This window comes from Delftia acidovorans SPH-1 (assembly GCF_000018665.1).
GTDB classification, from domain to species: domain Bacteria; phylum Pseudomonadota; class Gammaproteobacteria; order Burkholderiales; family Burkholderiaceae_C; genus Comamonas; species Comamonas acidovorans.
The window spans coordinates 4,295,509-4,312,738 of the sequence record NC_010002.1; the positions used below are offsets into that span (position 1 = coordinate 4,295,509).

Annotated in this window: 16 protein-coding genes; 12 read left to right on the forward strand and 4 right to left on the reverse strand. The window is 60.7% G+C overall.

What is annotated here, in order from left to right:
• The first annotated feature begins 312 nt into the window (after positions 1 to 312).
• The gene (locus DACI_RS19570) at positions 313 to 1,116 is read left to right on the forward strand and encodes an AbiJ-NTD4 domain-containing protein (protein ID WP_012205725.1); all 804 of its coding nucleotides are present in this window, start codon (positions 313 to 315) and stop codon (positions 1,114 to 1,116) included.
• A gap of 243 nt (positions 1,117 to 1,359) precedes the next feature.
• Here DACI_RS19570 and DACI_RS19575 read toward each other — a convergent pair whose 3' ends face one another.
• Together DACI_RS19575 and DACI_RS19580 are read right to left on the reverse strand one after the other, a co-directional pair.
• Complete coding sequence (locus tag DACI_RS19575) at positions 1,360 to 1,581, reverse strand: hypothetical protein (protein ID WP_043782013.1); 222 nt, start codon at positions 1,579 to 1,581, stop codon at positions 1,360 to 1,362.
• Between the two features lie 285 nt (positions 1,582 to 1,866).
• On the reverse strand, positions 1,867 to 2,265 hold the full coding sequence (locus tag DACI_RS19580) for a YkvA family protein (protein ID WP_012205726.1): 399 nt from the start codon (positions 2,263 to 2,265) through the stop codon (positions 1,867 to 1,869).
• A 572-nt stretch (positions 2,266 to 2,837) separates the two neighbouring features.
• Between DACI_RS19580 and DACI_RS19585 the strand changes: the two genes are divergently transcribed.
• The 4 genes from DACI_RS19585 to DACI_RS32170 all read left to right on the forward strand — a co-directional run bounded on the left by DACI_RS19585 (position 2,838) and on the right by DACI_RS32170 (position 6,428).
• The gene (locus DACI_RS19585; protein WP_012205727.1) at positions 2,838 to 3,770 is read left to right on the forward strand and encodes a hypothetical protein; all 933 of its coding nucleotides are present in this window, start codon (positions 2,838 to 2,840) and stop codon (positions 3,768 to 3,770) included.
• Between the two features lie 699 nt (positions 3,771 to 4,469).
• A complete protein-coding gene (locus tag DACI_RS32590; RefSeq protein ID WP_225970965.1) occupies positions 4,470 to 4,991 on the forward strand; it encodes a hypothetical protein in 522 nt (173 codons plus the stop codon).
• A 323-nt stretch (positions 4,992 to 5,314) separates the two neighbouring features.
• Positions 5,315 to 5,806: a hypothetical protein gene (locus tag DACI_RS32165; RefSeq protein ID WP_157059685.1), complete on the forward strand. Its 492-nt coding sequence runs from the start codon at positions 5,315 to 5,317 to the stop codon at positions 5,804 to 5,806.
• A 133-nt stretch (positions 5,807 to 5,939) separates the two neighbouring features.
• Positions 5,940 to 6,428 carry a hypothetical protein gene (locus DACI_RS32170; protein ID WP_157059686.1) on the forward strand — a complete coding sequence of 163 codons (489 nt, stop codon included), beginning with the start codon at positions 5,940 to 5,942 and terminating at the stop codon, positions 6,426 to 6,428.
• 41 nt (positions 6,429 to 6,469) lie between these two features.
• Here DACI_RS32170 and DACI_RS19590 read toward each other — a convergent pair whose 3' ends face one another.
• Positions 6,470 to 7,912, reverse strand: a complete 1,443-nt coding sequence (locus DACI_RS19590; protein WP_043782015.1) for an iron-containing redox enzyme family protein — start codon at positions 7,910 to 7,912, stop codon at positions 6,470 to 6,472.
• 317 nt (positions 7,913 to 8,229) lie between these two features.
• Positions 8,230 to 9,264: a LacI family DNA-binding transcriptional regulator gene (locus DACI_RS19595; RefSeq protein ID WP_012205734.1), complete on the reverse strand. Its 1,035-nt coding sequence runs from the start codon at positions 9,262 to 9,264 to the stop codon at positions 8,230 to 8,232.
• A gap of 169 nt (positions 9,265 to 9,433) precedes the next feature.
• Here DACI_RS19595 and DACI_RS19600 point away from each other — a divergent pair, with 169 nt between their 5' ends.
• The 7 genes from DACI_RS19600 (at position 9,434) to DACI_RS19625 (ending at position 17,220) form a co-directional block, all read left to right on the forward strand.
• Entirely contained in the window at positions 9,434 to 10,432 is a 999-nt protein-coding gene (locus DACI_RS19600) for a Bug family tripartite tricarboxylate transporter substrate binding protein (protein ID WP_012205735.1), read from the forward strand.
• Between the two features lie 20 nt (positions 10,433 to 10,452).
• Positions 10,453 to 11,310: an HpcH/HpaI aldolase family protein gene (locus DACI_RS19605; protein ID WP_043782019.1), complete on the forward strand. Its 858-nt coding sequence runs from the start codon at positions 10,453 to 10,455 to the stop codon at positions 11,308 to 11,310.
• Entirely contained in the window at positions 11,307 to 13,034 is a 1,728-nt protein-coding gene (araD, locus tag DACI_RS19610) for an L-arabinonate dehydratase (protein ID WP_012205737.1), read from the forward strand. The genes DACI_RS19605 and araD overlap by 4 nt, the downstream gene beginning before the upstream one ends.
• 84 nt (positions 13,035 to 13,118) lie before the next feature.
• Complete coding sequence (locus tag DACI_RS32595) at positions 13,119 to 13,283, forward strand: hypothetical protein (RefSeq protein WP_225970966.1); 165 nt, start codon at positions 13,119 to 13,121, stop codon at positions 13,281 to 13,283.
• Between the two features lie 18 nt (positions 13,284 to 13,301).
• Entirely contained in the window at positions 13,302 to 13,502 is a 201-nt protein-coding gene (locus DACI_RS32600; protein ID WP_225970967.1) for a hypothetical protein, read from the forward strand.
• A 366-nt stretch (positions 13,503 to 13,868) separates the two neighbouring features.
• On the forward strand, positions 13,869 to 15,560 hold the full coding sequence (gene aspT, locus DACI_RS19620; protein WP_192812294.1) for an aspartate-alanine antiporter: 1,692 nt from the start codon (positions 13,869 to 13,871) through the stop codon (positions 15,558 to 15,560).
• A gap of 64 nt (positions 15,561 to 15,624) precedes the next feature.
• On the forward strand, positions 15,625 to 17,220 hold the full coding sequence (locus DACI_RS19625; RefSeq protein ID WP_012205739.1) for a bifunctional aspartate transaminase/aspartate 4-decarboxylase: 1,596 nt from the start codon (positions 15,625 to 15,627) through the stop codon (positions 17,218 to 17,220).
• Positions 17,221 to 17,230: the final 10 nt, after the last annotated feature.

Sequence of the window (17,230 nt, forward strand, 5' to 3'; positions counted from 1 at the left end):
ACAGGAGACCGCAACTCCTTGCGCTAGGTGCAGTCATTGTGTTGCATCGATCGATTGAATTCACAACCCAAAGCGGCCAGTGGGGGCTTTGAATCACACACCCTGGCGACACCCTTCACTCGTAGCTCGGGCAAGAACTGAGGCCGCTTCTCAAAGCTCGCGGCTTGAATGGACAGCTGCGGGTGAGTGCGCAGTCTCAGGCCAGGTCAAGCGTCGGTTCTCGTCACCTATCCCAAGCCCGGGTTTTCAGGCATTATCGAGCCACATTGCTATGGCGATTTACCAGTGGACTAGGTGAGACGGAGGATAAGGATGAAAGACTCATTTTCACGGCGTAACGGTTTCTCGCAGGTCGATGAAGCCGAAATCACTATCCGGGAAGACGCACCGCAAGCGCTGCAGGAGTATCTGATTCAATTGAGCTATGAATGTGGTCTCAAGCCATCAGATCTGCGCAAAATCATCTGCCAGACATTGAAGGTCTTGCCCGACAAGCAGAACTGGAGTGAGAGGCCGAACATCCACGAGGAAAACGTTCAGCGGCTTGGGCAGTGCAAGTGGTTCAAGGTGTATGACGTCATTGAGCAGCTCGATGATTACCTCGGCAACCATAACTATGACTCTGGCGTGTACGAGCACTTCACTACAGAGCTGAACGAGTTCTTCATTGAGCACGGCATAGGGTGGAAGCTGCTGGGTGGTCGCATCGAAATCCGTGGCTCTGAATCCTTTGAACAGGTTTTGACCTCGGCGAAAGAAACTGAGCATCAACATGGGCACGTCACGGCGAGCAAGGAATTACACCAAGCGATTGCTGATCTTTCACGCCGACCGTCTCCAGACCCGACGGGGGCGATACAGCATGCCATGGCTTCGCTTGAGTGCGTCGCGCGGCAGGTCACTGGCGACCAACAAGCGACCCTCGGGAAGATAATGAATGATTCCCGAACTCTGATTCCAGCGCCATTGGATCAGGCTGTCATCAAAACCTGGGCGTATGCCTCGGAGTTCGGGCGGCACATCCAGGAAGGGCGTGAGCCGTCTTTCGAAGAGGCAGAGCTCGTAGTTGGCCTGTGCGCCTCGGTCAGCAGCTATTTGATCAAGAAATCGAAGTGACTTAATAGGGCTCACAAGATGATCTGGGAGAGCGGGTACTGGAAACAACCGGCAGATCGTCTTGAGCACCTCAAAACGGTCAGTGAATCGCCCCTGATTTCCAGGATGCCTTCGACGGGCTCCTTTTGGCCGAGAGCAGTCCTCAAGAGACTGACGGTCCACATGCTCCAAACCCCGCTAGCAGCCCCAAACCACCCAGAAAGGCCACGCATATCATGCATGGCCTCCCAGCACAGCACCCAGTCAATCCATCCCCCGCACTACACCGCGCTCACTCACTCCCCCCATCACCCCCTCAAGCGCCTCTTCCTGCGCCTGAATAAACGCCAGCAATTGCCCAGGAGTCACCGGTTCCAAGGCATGCCCCGGGTAGGCGCCAATGATCAAACTGGAAATCAGCCCCAACTGATCCTGCACGCGCCGCAGGCTGTTGTACTCCGGCTCGGAAAGTTGAAAGTACAGCATGGCAACTCCTCAATGAGCACGCTTGGCGGCTGAAACAAAGGAATGCTCATGCGCCAGAAGCACGGAGCCATGCCATGGATGGGGAGAGGGTTCGGGCATTGATACGCCCGCAAGGAAAGCAGCCATAAGGCCTCCTGTGAGTACGTCCAACTGCTTTCGGGAGTGTGGCGTGACCGCCTGTGAAGGTGTGTTCAGCACCTGGGCGAGATGATACAGCGCTCAGGCGCAGCTCCCGCATCCTTGTATTGCCCACCCGCCGCAGCTCAGCCCGGCGAAGCGCCGCGCTCAAAGACCCCAGCGCCCTCGGAACGCAAGGAAGGCCCCCACGCAAACGCATAGCCAGACGCCTACCACCAGGGCGACTCCAGCACGGCTTCGGGGCTTGCAGCCTTGGGTCTGCATCCAGGCCTCGGCCTGCTGGCGGCTGTCGGCCAACACGGCCGGGGGAAGCAGCCGCACGGTGAGCCAGATCAGCGCGGGCAGCAGCAGGACGTCATCCACATAGCCCAGCACGGGGATGAAGTCGGGGATCAGATCGATGGGGCTCAGGGCGTAGGCGACCACAAAGGCGCCCAGGGCCTTGGCGTACCAGGGCGTCTTGGGGCTCTTGCAGGCAAACCACAGGGTGACGCCATCGCGCTTGATGCGTCGTGCCCAGGCCTTCAATCTTTCACCGGCTGTCATGGATGTACAAGGTTGTGAACGGGCTGGATCATGGCCCCTGGCCGTTGCGGTGGGGCCGCGCCGCCGTGCCCGCGCAGCACTCGATGATAGGGACCGCCAGCCCGCTGCGCGCGGTTTCCTTGTACCAGGTCTTCATGTCCGTATCGCCACGGCGCCGTGCCTGTGGCCGCAAAGGCCGGCAGCACGACGGTGCCAGCTGGCCTGCGTCCACCGGGGCAAATGGCAGCCCTGACTGGCAGGGCTTTATCACCGCCCTCTTCCCCATTCCAAGACCCATATCGCCTGCACGCAAGGCATGCATCTCGGAATAATCTGAAAATAATCAATCCCCTGCCTTTCTGCTTGACTTCCAGATACCCAAGAAATCAAATAGCAGGTCTACCCCAAAGGAATACCCGGGCCACTGATTGACATTGGCCTTGGGGATGATTACGAACGCGTGATTCCCACTCCGATACCTGATCGGGCCTGATTCATCACAGGCCTGATGGGAGGCCTGCGTTCGTGATTTTTCTGGCATTTGGCAAACCGCCATTTCCTTATTCATTCCATTAACCATTCGCTTGCAGGCCATGGCAACATCCACAGATCTCACCCGCCCGTATATCAGCTATGAAAAGGCCTTCAACAGGCAGATCACCCGTGCCATGGACAGTCAGCAGGTGGACGTGGTGGTGCTCACGCCGCAAGAGTTCCTAGGCGTCCTGCAAGACAGGTCGCGCAATGACCCGCGCCTGGAGGCCAACCTGCGCGCCATCCTGGCCCAAAGCGCCCTGGGCCGGTATTGGACGCAGACGGCCAGCCCCAATGCCGGCAAACCCTGGACCATCCCCGCCTCCATGTTGGCCAATGACGCGTACCTGCTCACCAGAACGCTGATTGCATTGCGCCTTGCCGGTGCGCGCACCTATGTCAAGGCGACTCCCAAGGGCACCTATATCATCATCACGGGCCGAGCCGGGTTTCGCGGCAATCTGCTGCAGGGCACGCGCTTTCTCACCACCAATCCCCGCATGGTCCAGATGGGCCTGGGCATGCGCGGCCTTCAGGGCGTGGCCAGAGGGGGCTTCATCTTGAGCTTGGTCGTGGGTATCGGCGTGGAGACATTGGATTTCATCTTCAACGACGAGAAGACCATGCATGACCTGGTTGGAGGGATTGGAGTGGAGGCGGTCAAGGCTGGGTTGGCGACGATGGTCGGTATCAGCATAGGAGGAGCGTTTGCTGCCAGCGCAACAACTCTTGCTATTTTGCCTTTGACTTTCATGGCGTTAGCCGTGTTTGTGAGCGGAATAGTCTTAAATGAAACCGATAAATTTTTTGAAATTAAGAGAAATGTAATTAGTGCATTAAAAATGTTAACAAATAGTACACCTTCGGGACTATATCGCGTCAATGTTAGCATGGAAGAATTCAGTGAAAAACTTGAAAAAACAAAAATTGAATTCACCAATCCATCTAAAGCATCTGAAAATCAACTATGCCCCATAAATCGAAGATGCTAATACATACCAAGATGGAGAAAAATAGCTTGACTGAATTCAGAAGATCTTTAATCCATGGCATTCCTTCCCTTCTATTGGTTTCAGCACTATCAATATGGAGCATAAAATATTCATTTCTAAACACAATAATTGATCTAAAAAATTCCGCTCCATCCGTAAGAATTACACCATCCAGTTTGCTTGTGGCGTATTTCCCAATAATGTCAATCACAGGAATTATTTTTCTTGTACAAAAATCAATTCCTTGCAAATCAAGTATTCTGAAAATCTCAGAGCGTATTTTCACGATTACCACAATCACGGGAGTAGTTATCATGATTACTTGTCTTCTTGTAATAACTCCTTTGCAATACTATGCCATGCCAAAATTAGGCTATACACGCTGCAATATTCTGGAAGACCACCCCACTATTTATTTTACAGACTGGGTAAAGAATCCCGCCTGGTGTGTGCGTGGCAAAAGCCGGGAATGGGTGAATGAGCAATCCCGTCTTTCCAAATAACTCATCTCATCGAGTTTTATGAAATGGCATTCAAGGTGTTTTCATTTTAAAGCCGATTGCCTTGGTGCCTATGGGAAACCAGTGCCACCGTCATTGCCTCGATTAATTAGGCGACACCCATGAAAGAATAAATAGCAAAATCTAATCTTTGGATGTAACCAGACAATCTGGCACTCCCTATCAGCCGGAGAGATTGATGGATATCGAAATGGAAACAAACAACCTAGTCGATGTCAGAAAATCATTGATATATGGAATTCCATCAATTCTATTTGTTTTGGTTTTCTCAATTTGGAATACAGAACATTCATTTCTAAAAACAATCGCCGATTTAAAGAATTCAGCGCCCTCGGTAAGAATCACACCTGGTGATTTGGTAGGGGTATATTTCCCGATAATGGGACTTGCGATACTTGTATCGGTGATACAAAAAGCAATCCCCTGCAGAGCAGGCACTCAAATAATCTCAGAGCGCATTCTTGCGATTTCTGTCATCACAGGCGGAGGAATCATGCTCTTCTGCCTTCTTGTTGTTACACCTTTTCAGTATTACGCCATGCCAAGATTAGGATATACACGCTGCAATATATTAGAAGGCCATCCAAATATTTATTTTTCAGACTGGGTGAAAAACCCTGACTGGTGCGTACGCGGCAAAAGCAGGGAGTGGGTTAATGAGCAAGCCCTTCTAGGCGGTAGCACCGAGCTAAATCCATAAACAAAAAGTGCAGATCACAAGGCCTACATCTTTCTGACCTATCCGCGTAGTGTGGTTGCATGTGTGTCAGAACAACTCCTCGCGGCTCCCCAGAAATCACTACGCTTCCACGCAAACGCTAGGCCCAGTCTTTAGCAGCGGTGGGGGCAGCGAATAGCGGTGGCATGAAGCGGGTACTGGACCCGAAACGCGCAGCCATTGCCTTAATGGCTCCCTCTACCGAGGTAGATTTAAATAGAATCGATAAACATTGGGTAATAAAAAATTTTATTTCCTAACAATATTCCATCCCCTATCAATCGCAAAAATTGATGAGTCTTAAAATGGACAAAAGAAATCTAACCGAAATCAGAAAATCACTAATATGGAGTATTCCACTTTTTCTGCTGCTTCTAGCAATGTCAATTTGGAGTATTTTCTATTCCCTATGCGAAACCGTAAATGATTTGAATAAACTCGCACCATCAGTAAGAATCACACCATTTGATCCAATTGCGTTGTGTGTGCCAATAATTTCAATCACAGGAATTATCATTGCAATACAAAAATCAGTCCCTTGTACAGAAGACGCCATGAAAATCCCAACGCGTATTTTTTTATCCGCCATAGCCGTTGGAGTTTTTATTATGTTTTTTTGTATTTTTGCAATTACGCCTTTTCAATACTATTCCATGCCAAAACTGGGCTATACCCGCTGCAACATTCTGGAAGATCATCCCACCATATATTTCACGGACTGGGTAAAGAATCCGGATTGGTGTGTGCGTGGCAAAAGCCGGGAATGGGTCAATGAGCAAGCTCGTTTGGGGAAATAAGGCAGCCGTACTCTTTTGAACGCAACGGCTGCAGTTACTATATTTACTGAAATTGGCTCAATTTTATTGATCGACGACCAAGCAGTCTTGCCGCGCAGAAACAGCAGCAAAAATTAGCAACCAGGAGTACACAATGCAATATCGCGTCAAGCAGAACAGAAAAAATGCTATTTGGGTTATTCCTTTTGCCATAGCGCTGCTTATTGTCGATTTGTACCTTATCCGTGAAATTGTTATACCGGAGACTCTAGATCTCTTTAATCTTTCACCAGTCGTTAGAATAACACCGCTATCTCCAATGATAGGCTCCTTCTGGGCAATCCCATTGACATTGATAGTGGCAGTTATTGCCAACGCAATTCCTTTCAGAAAGCAAACACTTAAAAAGGTGGAATGCATTCTCCTCTCTTCCACTTGCGTCAATATATTTTTTGCCGCTGTCGGATTTTTTGCAATACTACCTTTGCAGTACTACGCCATGCCCCAACTCGGATATACACACTGTAATATTCTAGAAGGTCACCCAAATAAAGATTCTATGGACTGGGTCAAAAACTCAGAATGGTGTGTGCGCGGCAAAAGCCGGGAATGGGTCAAGGAGCAAGCCCGTCTTGCCCAATGACCAGATGATTTTTCCCGGGTAGGTAAAGAGGGTCGAATAGCCTACCGGCCCAGGAACAGGCGGGTGGCGCGCAGGCCCAGGGGCGTCCAGTGCAGGCCCGGTGACATGGCCTGTACCAGCAACTCATGCTGGGCCGCTGGATCGAGCGTGGGGTAGCGCTGCTCGAAGAGCATCAGGTCGGTGTCCAGTTCCTGCGCGCTGCGGCCCGGGTCCGGCCGCGCGCCACGGGATGTGCGCAGGCGCTCGGCCACGCGAAAGCTCATGCGCCGCGCCGGTTTGCCGGGCTCGGCCACGGATTCGAAGGAGGCGCCATCCGCACTGGCCGGCCCACGCAGCCAGTCATGAATGACTTGCAGCTCATAGGGAGAGAAAACACCGAACATCTCTGCCCGCTCGCCCTGCAGCAGCTGCCAGAAGCGGCTTTCCTCCGCAGGCCGGTTGCGTTGTATCCAGCGTGCCTGCTCCAGCGCGCCCAGGAAGGCAGGCATGTCCTGCGGACGGGACAGCCAGTCATTGACGCTGCGGCCGGCCACCTTGCAGAAGTCCGAGTGCGCGCCATGCCCGGAAGGCGATTTGCGCGCCAGGATGCGCACCACCTCAGCTTCGATGTCGAAGGACCTGATCACGTCCAGCGTGCTGGTGCCTGTGTCTGCCAGCCGGGCGCCCGCGCGTACGCGGCGCCAGTATTCGCCGCCATCGTCAATGCGCGGCGCGTTCTCCCAGGCGGCAATGCAGGCGCGCCGGGCATGGCCGGTGTCGGCGTTGTCCACGGTGACATGCAGCGTGAAGTAGTAGGGATCTATTCCCAGCTCATTGAGTTCGTAGGCGGTGATGAGCAGGTGCAGCGGCAATTGCTCATAGCCCAGGTTGAATCCCACGATCTCGGGCAGGAACTGCTGCGCATTCCAGCCCAGCGCCAGCTGTACCAGCCCCTGCCGGTACAGTTCGTCGGGCAGATCCTCCACGGGATCAAGGCCATACCTGGCCAGCAGCTCCCGGTAGAGCTTGACGTGGTTCTTGTCGGCCATGCCGTCGCCCAGTTCTTCCACATAGGTGGTGACCAGGTCCGACATGCGTGAGTTGCCCGCGTGAGCGCACAGGCCGTAGAGCCAGGAACCGTCCACCAGCTTGGTAGGTGCCACATTGCGCAGGAAGTACAGCGCATGGGCGCGGTTGCCGAAATAGCGGCGTGCCGCACCCGCCTTGCGCTCTGCCAGGTATGCCTGGTACTGGGCGTGCACTTTTTCGACATTGGCACGCATCCAGTCGGTCAGGTGCTCCGGGTTGTCCGGCAGGCCATCGGCATCGGCAGAGGTCTCGGCGATCACGCCGTGCAGGAAGTCCGCAGCAGCCTCGCGCTCCTGTTCGGTGGGCAGATGGTTGGCCAGGCGCTCGTAGAGCGGCACATGCAGGAAAGAAGGCTCAAGCGTGCCTGCGCCAGCGGCCAGCTCGGTACGTGGGGGGTCCAGCAGTTCTGTGTTCATGGTGGGGCTTTGGTCCGTAACGCCTTCAGGATGCGGTGTGGCCCTCGGTACAGCCATCGGGCCAACGCCTTCCTGTGCGTCGTAATACGCCTACCCTTGGCGCAGGCGCCCGGGCCGGACCGCCGTCGCCCTGGCGCCCGCGCTCATGGCAGGGGAACAGGATCCGGCCCGGCCTTCCCGGCGAGCATTGGCTGGTACTGGGCGCCGGCCTGCTGGGCGTGGGCTGGGGCCCGGTTATGGACTAGCGCGGCGCCTTGCTGATACTGAGATAAAGCCGGTCTTCCTGCCGCTGCCCGGCCATCGCCTCACGCTGGCGCTCAGCGCGCAGCCTGGTGCCCCCGCGTACTCCCCCTCCCCACCACCTCAAACCCCACATCCTGCGCGGCCGCCGCCACGCCACCGGCCATGCGCGCAATCAGCGCCTCTGCGCCCAGGCGGCCGATGGCGGCGCCGTCCACGCGCACGGTGGACAGGGCGGGCCAGGCGTCCAGCGCCAGGGCCTGGTCGCCAAAGCCCAGCACGCCGAATTCCTCTGGCATGCGCAGGCCCAGCGCGTGGGCGTGGGAGAGCACGCCTTGCGCCAGCGCATCGGAGCTGCAGAAGACGGCATCGGCCTCCGGTGCTTGGGCGCGCAGGGCGTTCAGGGCATCGCGGCCACGGCCGGATTGGGGGATGGCTTCCGAGAAGACGATTTGCGCAGGAACCGGGGCACCGGCTTCCGCGGCGGCGCGGGTGAAGCCCAGGGCGCGGCGGGCGGCGCGGCTGTCGTCGGCGCGCAGGATGGCCGGGCGCCGGTAGCCGCAGGCGGCCAGGTGGCGGAAGGCTGCGCGGCCCGCGTCTTCCTGCGAGAAGCCGACCACCATGTCCAGCGGATGGGGCTGGTAGTCCCAGAGTTCGACCACCGGCACGTCGGCATTGACCAGCAGGCGCCGCGTGCGGGCCGTGTGCTCGGTGCCGGTGAGCACGATGCCGTCCGGGCGGCGGCTGAGCATGGCGGCCAGCCAGGTTTCCTCATGCTCCGGGTCATAGCTGGAGATGCCCAGCGTGGTTTCATAGCGCTGCGCGGCCAGGGTGTGGATGAGCGCATCGAGCATGTCGGAAAACAGCGAGTGCCCCACCGAGGGCACGATGGCCGCCACCAGCCGCGTCTGGCGCGAGGTCAGCCCGCCCGCCAGGGAGTTGGGCACGTAGCCTGATTGCTCCACGGCCTGCGCCACGCGCAGCCGCGTGGCCTCGGCCACCAGTTCAGGCCGGTGCAGCGCGCGCGAGGCGGTGATGGGCGACACGCCGGCAATGCGGGCCAGGTCCTTGAGCGTGGGCGCAGTGGCGTTGCGCAGGGTGCGGAGGGTCATGCGAGGCCTTTGCCTGGAATGGCGATGGAGAGGCGGCTTGAGGATGATTGCGCGGTCATGTTAACGATGACGTCCATCAGCACGGTCTGATTGTTTCCCCTCGTACGTCCGAATGGAGAGCGCTGCCTTTGCTTGAAATGATTGCGCAATCATTCAAGAGGAGACCACCATGCGCCCTTCGCTCTCCAACCGCCGCAGCGCCATGGCGCGCCTGCTGGCTGCGGCCCTGGCTCCGGCCTCGATGCTGACCCCGGCACACGCCCAGGCTGCCTGGCCGGTCAGGCCGATCACGCTGGTGATTCCCTTCCCTCCCGGTGGCCAGACCGATGTGGTGGGCCGGCTGGTGGGAGAGCGCCTGTCGCAGCGCCTGGGCCAGCCCGTGGTGGTGGAGAACCGGCCCGGCGTGAATGGCTCGCTGGCCTCCGAGGCCGTGGCGCGGGCGCGGGCCGATGGCTACACGCTGGTGATTGGCGGGCCGGGCACGCATGCCATCAACCAGCTGGTCAATTCCAACGTGAAGTACGACGCGCGGCGGGATTTCACGCACATTGCCATGCTGGGGCGCGTGCCCATGCTGCTGCTGGCCTCGCCCAGGCTGAAGGTCGCTTCGGTGGCCGATGTGGTGGCCCTGGCCCAGGCCAGCCCCGGCACGGTGAATGTGGCGCTGACGGGCATTGGCTCGTCCAGCCATGTGACGACGGAGCTGCTGCGCCAGGCGGCCGGCGTGAGCTTCAACAACGTTCCCTACAAGGGCGATGTGCCCGCCATGACCGATGTGATGGGCGGCCAGGCAGACCTGCTGTTCGTGCCCGCCACCTCGGCCGTGGGCTTTGCGCAGGCGGGCAAGCTGCGTGCGCTGGCCGTGGCAGGCGAGCGGCGCCTGGCGGCCCTGCCAGATGTGCCCACCATGGCCGAGGCCGGCCAGCCGCAGGTCGTCAACTATTCATGGACCAGCCTGGCGGGGCCGCCGGGCATGCCGGCCGATGTGGTGGAGCGGCTCAACCAGGCCTGCCAGTCCCTCCTGGCCGAACCCGAGGTGGTGGCCCGCCTGGCCGCCATGAGCAACGAGCCCACGCCGGGCCTGCCCGGCCAGGCCGCCAGCTTCATCGCCGCCGAGGTGGCGCGATGGAGCGAGGTGGTGCGCAAGGGAAACATCCAGGTCCAATGAACAGCTTCAGGAGAGCCCCCATGAGCATGCTGCCCGCCAATACGTTCAAGCGCGCGCTGCGCGAAGCCCGCCCGCAGATCGGACTGTGGTCCACCATTCCCTCCCCCTTTGTCTGCGAGATGATCGGCGGCGCGGGCTACGACTGGGTGCTGCTCGATACCGAGCACACGCCCACCGACGTGCCGCTGATGCTGGGCCAGCTGCAGGCCGTGGCCGCCGCCCTGCCCGCACCGGGCGCCCTGCCCGTGCATGCCGTGGTGCGGCCCGCCTGCAACGATGCGGTGCTGATCAAGCGCTACCTGGACCTGGGCGCCCAGTCCCTGCTGCTGCCCTTTGTGCAGAACGCGCAGCAAGCGCGGGATGCCGTGCGCGCCATGCGCTATGCACCCCAGGGCATGCGCGGCATGGGCGGTTCCACTCGCGCAGCCAACTTCGGGCGCACGGCCGACTATGTGGCACGTGCGGCCGACGAGCTGTGCCTGCTGGTGCAGGTGGAGACGGCCGAGGCGCTGGAGCAGATAGAGGCGATTGCGGCCGTCGATGGCGTGGACGGCATCTTCATCGGCCCCGCCGACCTGTCGGCCAGCCTGGGCTATCCGGGCCAGGCGCGCCACCCTGTGGTGAACCGGGCCATCGACCAGGCCATCGCCCGCATCCGCGCCTGCGGCAAGGCGCCGGGGATCCTGATGGTGGACGAGGCACGGGCGCGCGAATGCCTGGAGCTGGGCGCGCAGTTCGTGGCCGTGGCGCTGGACACGCTCTTGCTGCGCGACGGGCTGGATGCGGCGGCGGCGCGCTTCAGGAAAGGGCCGCTGGCCGCGAACCCACCAGGGCCCGCATCCACCGCCGGCAGCTACCGAGGAGCCCCACAACCATGACACGTTCCCCCGAATCCCTGCGCAGCGCACGCTGGTTTGCTCCCGATGATTTCCGCTCCTTCGGCCACCGCTCGCGCGTGCTGCAGATGGGCTATGGCTACGAGGACTGGATGGGCAAGCCCGTGATCGCCATCGTCAACACCTGGAGCGATGCCAACCAATGCCATGCCCACTTCAGGCAGCGCGTGGAAGACGTCAAGCGCGGCGTGCTGCAGGCGGGCGGCTTTCCGCTGGAGCTGCCAGCCATCTCGCTGTCGGAAAGCATGGTCAAGCCCACGACCATGGTCTATCGCAACTTCCTGGCCATGGAGACGGAGGAGCTGCTGCGCAGCCACCCGGTGGATGGCGCCGTGCTCATGGGCGGCTGCGACAAGACCACGCCGGGGCTGACCATGGGGGCGATCTCCATGGGCCTTCCCTTCATCTACCTGCCGGCCGGCCCCATGCTGCGCGGCAACTGGAAGGGGCAGGTGCTGGGCTCGGGCTCGGACGCCTTCAAGTTCTGGGACGAACGCCGCGCCGGCCGGCTGGATGAGCAGGCCTGGCGCGAGATGGAAGCCGGCATTGCCCGCAGCCACGGCACCTGCATGACCATGGGCACGGCGGCCACCATGATGGGCATTGCCGAGGCCGTGGGCCTGGCGCTGCCGGGCGCTTCGTCCATTCCGGCCGCCGACGCCAACCACATCCGCATGAGCACCGACTGCGGCCGCCGCATCGTGCAGATGGTGTGGGAAGACCTCACGCCCGCCCGCATGCTCACGCGTGCGCATTTCGAGAACGGCATTGCCTGCGCCATGGCCATGGGCTGCTCCACCAACGCCATCATTCACCTGATCGCCATGTCGCGGCGCGCGGGCCATCCGGTCAGCCTCGATGACTTCGACGCCTTCAGCCGCCGCGTGCCCGTGATCGCCAACATCCGGCCCAGCGGCGACCGCTATCTGATGGAGGACTTCTTCTATGCAGGCGGCCTGCGCGCCCTGCTGGAACGTATCCGCCCGCATCTGGACACCGGGGCCATGACGGTCAACGGCAAGACCCTGGGCGAGAACATTGCGGGCAGCCAGGTCCACCAGGACGACGTGATCCGCCCCCTGTCCCGCCCCATCTACGCCGAAGGGGCGCTGGCCGTGCTGCGCGGCAACCTGGCGCCGGACGGCGTGGTCATCAAGCCCAGCGCCTGCGCCCCGCACCTGCTGCGCCATACGGGGCGCGCCCTGGTGTTCGACGACTACCCCAGCCTCAAGCAGGCCGTGGACGACCCCCATCTCGATGTGAACGGCGAAGACATCCTGGTGCTGCGCAACGCCGGCCCCAAGGGCGCGGGCATGCCCGAATGGGGCATGCTGCCCATTCCCACCAGGCTGCTGAAGCAAGGCGTGAAAGACATGCTGCGCCTGTCCGACGCCCGCATGAGCGGCACCAGCTACGGCGGCTGCCTGCTGCATTGCTCACCCGAATCCGCCGTGGGCGGGCCGCTGGCCCTGGTGCGCACGGGCGACCGCATCACGGTGGACGTGCCCGCCCGCCGCATCCACCTGGAAGTCAGCGACTCAGAACTCGCCACCCGCCGCGCCGCATGGACGCCCCCGCCCGCGCGCTACGAGCGCGGCTATGGCTGGCTGTTCGGCCGCCATATCCTGCAGGCCAATGAGGGATGCGATTTTGATTTTCTGGAGACGGGCTTTGGGCGGGCTGTGCCGGAGCCGGATATTTTTTGAAGCATGCAAATCAATTCTTTCTTTCAGACTTCCCTATATGATGGAAAGATTTTTTGATCCACATTGCATCAGAATATTGAAACCATGAAAGCAATTGAAAAGCAATTTTCCCAATGGGTCGACGAAACACTTTCCGGCGATCTGCCAGAAGGAATCGCAGCATTTCACTTCAATCTGTATGACTCGCCCACATCGCACGAGCTCCAGATTGTGGGCTGCCCGACCTACGCCCCGCAGGACCCGGACTGAGCGTGCGATGACATATTCATGTCCGACGACCCTCACTTCGAGTTGCCGCACGAAGTCGTGGGAAGCGAGTGGGAGAAGGGACTTGCTGCTGCCAGGAAACTGCTTGGCTCCTACGTGGCCTCGGAAGCGGCAGGAGCTCTTCGGCTGCGCCAGTCGCAAGCGGTGAGCGCCGGTTTTGTGGATGGAGAGCTCCACCTCATCTGGTCGCGAGATGCGTAATTGATGAATTCATCTCGCCGCCAATAGATTTCATCCGAAAACTGGCGCCCATGGCCTGCATGCAAGGCAGACCTGTATATGTATCCGCTTTTGCTGACGGCGCAGTCCTACATTGCCGTTGGTCTTTGTCGTGAATAGTGGCTCTGTTCTCAACAAGGATTGACCAAAAGAAGCCAATGAAATAGCCATATTCGATTGAATATTTCTTGGTCACAATCATTTGTGCAGAAGTATTTTCGATAGCTATTTCCAATAGCGACTCGCCGTTTCCCAGTCCACGCGCACGCAATGCCCCCTGCCCTCCCGGGGCAGCAGCTTCCGTTGCCTTGCGCCGCCGTGGACCTCAACCCAGAAGCAGAGGTGGCTGTGGACTTTCTCAGAAGCATCTTTCATCAGGCTCCGGAAATCGCGCTGTTTGCGGCCTTGGCGCTCGGTTACTGGGTGGGCAAGTTCAGGTTCGGGTCGTTCCAGCTGGGGGGCGTGGCGGGGTCGCTGCTGGCGGCGGTGCTGATCAGCCAGGTGGGGGTGACCATTGATTCGGGCATCAAGGCGGTGCTGTTCGCGCTGTTCATCTATGCCGTGGGCTTCGAGAGCGGGCCGCAGTTCTTCCGCTCGCTGGGGCGGCAGTCGGTCAAGGAGATCCTGATGGCCCTGGTGGTGGCCGTGTCGGGGCTGGTCACGGTGGTGGTGATCGCCCGGGTGTTCCATCTGGACAAGGGGCTGGCGGCGGGGCTGGCGGCGGGCGGGCTGACGCAGTCGGCCATCATCGGCACGGCGGGCTCGGCCATCGAGAAGCTGGGGCTGGCGCCCGACGAGGTGCAGCGCATGCAGGCCAACGTGGCCATCGGCTATGCGGTGACCTATATCTTCGGCTCCTTCGGCGCCATCATCATGTGCGTGAACGTGCTGCAGTGGCTGACGGGCCGCAATATCCGCGAGGACGCGATCCAGGCCGAGCAGGAGCTGCTCAAGGGCGTGCGCGTGTACGGAACCGGCGAGTCACCGGCCGTGCCGGATCTGGTGGGCCGCATTTTCCGCGTGGGACAGGCAGGCCGCACCGTAGCGGAGCTGGAGGCCAGCGCCACCGCCAACGGCGGCACGGTGACGGTGGAGCGCATACAGCGCAAAAACGCGCTGGTGGGCGTGGACGGCAGCCTGGCTCTGGAGGCCGGCGACATCATCTTGCTGGTGGGCCGGCGTGCGGCCGTGGTGGCGCTGGGCGCCTCGGTGGGCGAGGAACTGCAGGGCGCCGAGGGCATGGACGTGGTGATGGTGCGGCGCGACGTGGCCATCTCCAACAACCAGTACCTGAACCGCAGCGTGAAGGACATCCTGGACAGCCTGTCGCAGGAGTTCAAGCACGGCGTGTACGCGGTGGCGCTGATGCGCGCGGGCACGCCGGTGCCGATTGCGCCGGCCACCATGGTCATGCCGGGCGATGTGGTGACGCTGTTCGGCACGCCGCAGGATGTGCAGAAGGCTGCGCAGTCGGTGGGCCCCATCATCGTGCCCAGCGACAAGACGGACTTTGTCTTCCATGGCCTGGGCATCACGGTGGGCCTGCTGATCGGGCTGCTGGTGCTGCGCCTGGGCTCCATTCCCATCACGCTGGGCAGCGGCGGCGGCGCCCTGCTGGCGGGCCTGCTGTTCGGCTGGTGGCGCAGCCGCAAGCACACCTTCGGCAACATGCCCACGGCCGCCTCCACGCTGCTGCGCGACCTGGGCCTGGCCGGCTTCGTGGCCATGGTGGGCCTGCAGTCGGGCCAGCAGGCCGTGACCACGGTGATGCAGCAGGGCCTGACGCTGTTCCTGCTGGGCGTGGTGGTGACCATCGTGCCGCTGCTGATCGCCATGCTGTTCGGCAAGTACGTGCTGCGCTATGACAACGTGGCCGTGTTCGCGGGCTCGCTGTCCGGGGCGCGCAGCGCCAACCCGGCGTTTGGCGAGATTCTGGACAAGGCCGGCAACTCGATTCCCACGGCACCGTTTGCGATCACCTATGCGCTGGCCAATGTGTTCCTCACATTGCTGGGGCCGCTGGTCATCGCCTTTGCCTGATCACCCCTGATCACCCCTGACCGATCCCCAAGGACCACCAAGGACCATCACAAGGAGCTGCGCAATGAGCAAGGATTATCGGAGTCTGGCGAATTTGAGCCCGTTCGAACTCAAGGACGAACTGATCAAGGTGGCCTCGGGCAAGGCCAACCGCCTCATGCTCAATGCGGGGCGCGGCAATCCCAACTTCCTGGCGACCACGCCGCGCCGGGCGTTCTTCCGGCTGGGTCTGTTCGCGGCGGCGGAGTCGGAGCTGTCGTACTCCTACATGACGGTGGGCGTGGGCGGGCTGGCCAAGCTCGACGGCATCGAGGGGCGCTTCGAGCGCTTCATCGCCGAGCACCGCGACCAGGAGGGCGTGAAGTTCCTGGGCAAGTCGCTGAGCTATGTGCGCGACCAGCTGGGGCTGGACCCCGCCGCCTTCCTGCATGAGATGGTGGACGGCATCCTGGGCTGCAACTACCCCGTGCCGCCGCGCATGCTCACCGTGAGCGAGCAGGTCGTGCGCCAGTACATCGTGCGCGAGATGGCAGGCGGCGCCGTGCCACCCGAGTCGGTGGACCTGTTCGCTGTCGAGGGCGGCACGGCGGCCATGGCCTATATCTTCGAGAGCCTGCGCATCAGCGGCCTGCTCAAGGCCGGCGACAAGGTGGCCATCGGCATGCCGGTGTTCACGCCGTATATCGAGATCCCCGAACTGGCGCAGTACGACCTCAAGGAAGTGCCTATACACGCGGACCCCGACAATGGCTGGCAGTACTCCGACGCCGAGCTGGACAAGCTCAAGGACCCGGACGTCAAGATCTTCTTCTGCGTGAACCCCAGCAACCCGCCGTCCGTGAAGATGGACCAGCGCAGCCTGGACCGCGTGCGCGCCATCGTGGCCGAGCAGCGGCCCGACCTGCTGATCCTCACCGACGATGTCTACGGCACTTTTGCCGATGAATTCCAGTCCCTGTTCTCGGTCTGCCCCCAGAACACGCTGCTGGTGTATTCGTTCTCCAAGTATTTCGGGGCCACGGGCTGGCGCCTGGGCGTGATCGCGGCACACAAGGACAACGTGTTCGACCATGCGCTGGCGCAGTTGCCCGAGTCCGCCAAGAAGGCGCTGGACCACCGCTACCGCTCGCTGCTGCCCGATGTGCGCTCGCTCAAGTTCATAGACCGCCTGGTGGCCGACAGCCGCGTGGTGGCGCTGAACCACACGGCCGGCCTGTCCACGCCGCAGCAGGTGCAGATGGTGCTGTTCTCGCTGTTTGCGCTCATGGATGAAGCGGACGCCTACAAGCAGGCCCTCAAGCAACTGATCCGCCGCCGCGAGGCCACGCTGTACCGCGAGCTGGGCATGCCCCCGCTGGAAAATCCCAACTCGGTCAACTACTACACGCTGATCGACCTGCAGAACGTCACCTGCCGGCTCTACGGCGAGGCCTTCTCGCAATGGGCGGTGCAGCAGTCGTCCACGGGCGACATGCTGTTCCGCGTGGCGGACGAGACCGGCATCGTGCTGCTGCCGGGCCGGGGCTTCGGGTCCGACCGCCCTTCCGGTCGTGCCTCGCTGGCCAACCTCAACGAGTACGAGTACGCCGCCATAGGCCGCGCCCTGCGCCGGCTGGCCGACGAGCTGTACGAGCAGTACAAGGCGCTGGGCAAGGAGTAGGCCCTGCGCA

Bases quoted from the DNA above. Each gene is read 5' to 3' on its own strand.
- DACI_RS19570 (WP_012205725.1), top strand. From the start codon at position 313: ATGAAAGACTCATTTTCACGGCGTAACGGTTTCTCGCAGGTCGATGAA.
- DACI_RS19575 (WP_043782013.1), bottom strand. From the start codon at position 1,581: ATGCTGTACTTTCAACTTTCCGAGCCGGAGTACAACAGCCTGCGGCGC.
- DACI_RS19580 (WP_012205726.1), bottom strand. From the start codon at position 2,265: ATGACAGCCGGTGAAAGATTGAAGGCCTGGGCACGACGCATCAAGCGC.
- DACI_RS19585 (WP_012205727.1), top strand. From the start codon at position 2,838: ATGGCAACATCCACAGATCTCACCCGCCCGTATATCAGCTATGAAAAG.
- DACI_RS32590 (WP_225970965.1), top strand. From the start codon at position 4,470: ATGGATATCGAAATGGAAACAAACAACCTAGTCGATGTCAGAAAATCA.
- DACI_RS32165 (WP_157059685.1), top strand. From the start codon at position 5,315: ATGGACAAAAGAAATCTAACCGAAATCAGAAAATCACTAATATGGAGT.
- DACI_RS32170 (WP_157059686.1), top strand. From the start codon at position 5,940: ATGCAATATCGCGTCAAGCAGAACAGAAAAAATGCTATTTGGGTTATT.
- DACI_RS19590 (WP_043782015.1), bottom strand. From the start codon at position 7,912: ATGAACACAGAACTGCTGGACCCCCCACGTACCGAGCTGGCCGCTGGC.
- DACI_RS19595 (WP_012205734.1), bottom strand. From the start codon at position 9,264: ATGACCCTCCGCACCCTGCGCAACGCCACTGCGCCCACGCTCAAGGAC.
- DACI_RS19600 (WP_012205735.1), top strand. From the start codon at position 9,434: ATGCGCCCTTCGCTCTCCAACCGCCGCAGCGCCATGGCGCGCCTGCTG.
- DACI_RS19605 (WP_043782019.1), top strand. From the start codon at position 10,453: ATGAGCATGCTGCCCGCCAATACGTTCAAGCGCGCGCTGCGCGAAGCC.
- araD (WP_012205737.1), top strand. From the start codon at position 11,307: ATGACACGTTCCCCCGAATCCCTGCGCAGCGCACGCTGGTTTGCTCCC.
- DACI_RS32595 (WP_225970966.1), top strand. From the start codon at position 13,119: ATGAAAGCAATTGAAAAGCAATTTTCCCAATGGGTCGACGAAACACTT.
- DACI_RS32600 (WP_225970967.1), top strand. From the start codon at position 13,302: ATGTCCGACGACCCTCACTTCGAGTTGCCGCACGAAGTCGTGGGAAGC.
- DACI_RS19625 (WP_012205739.1), top strand. From the start codon at position 15,625: ATGAGCAAGGATTATCGGAGTCTGGCGAATTTGAGCCCGTTCGAACTC.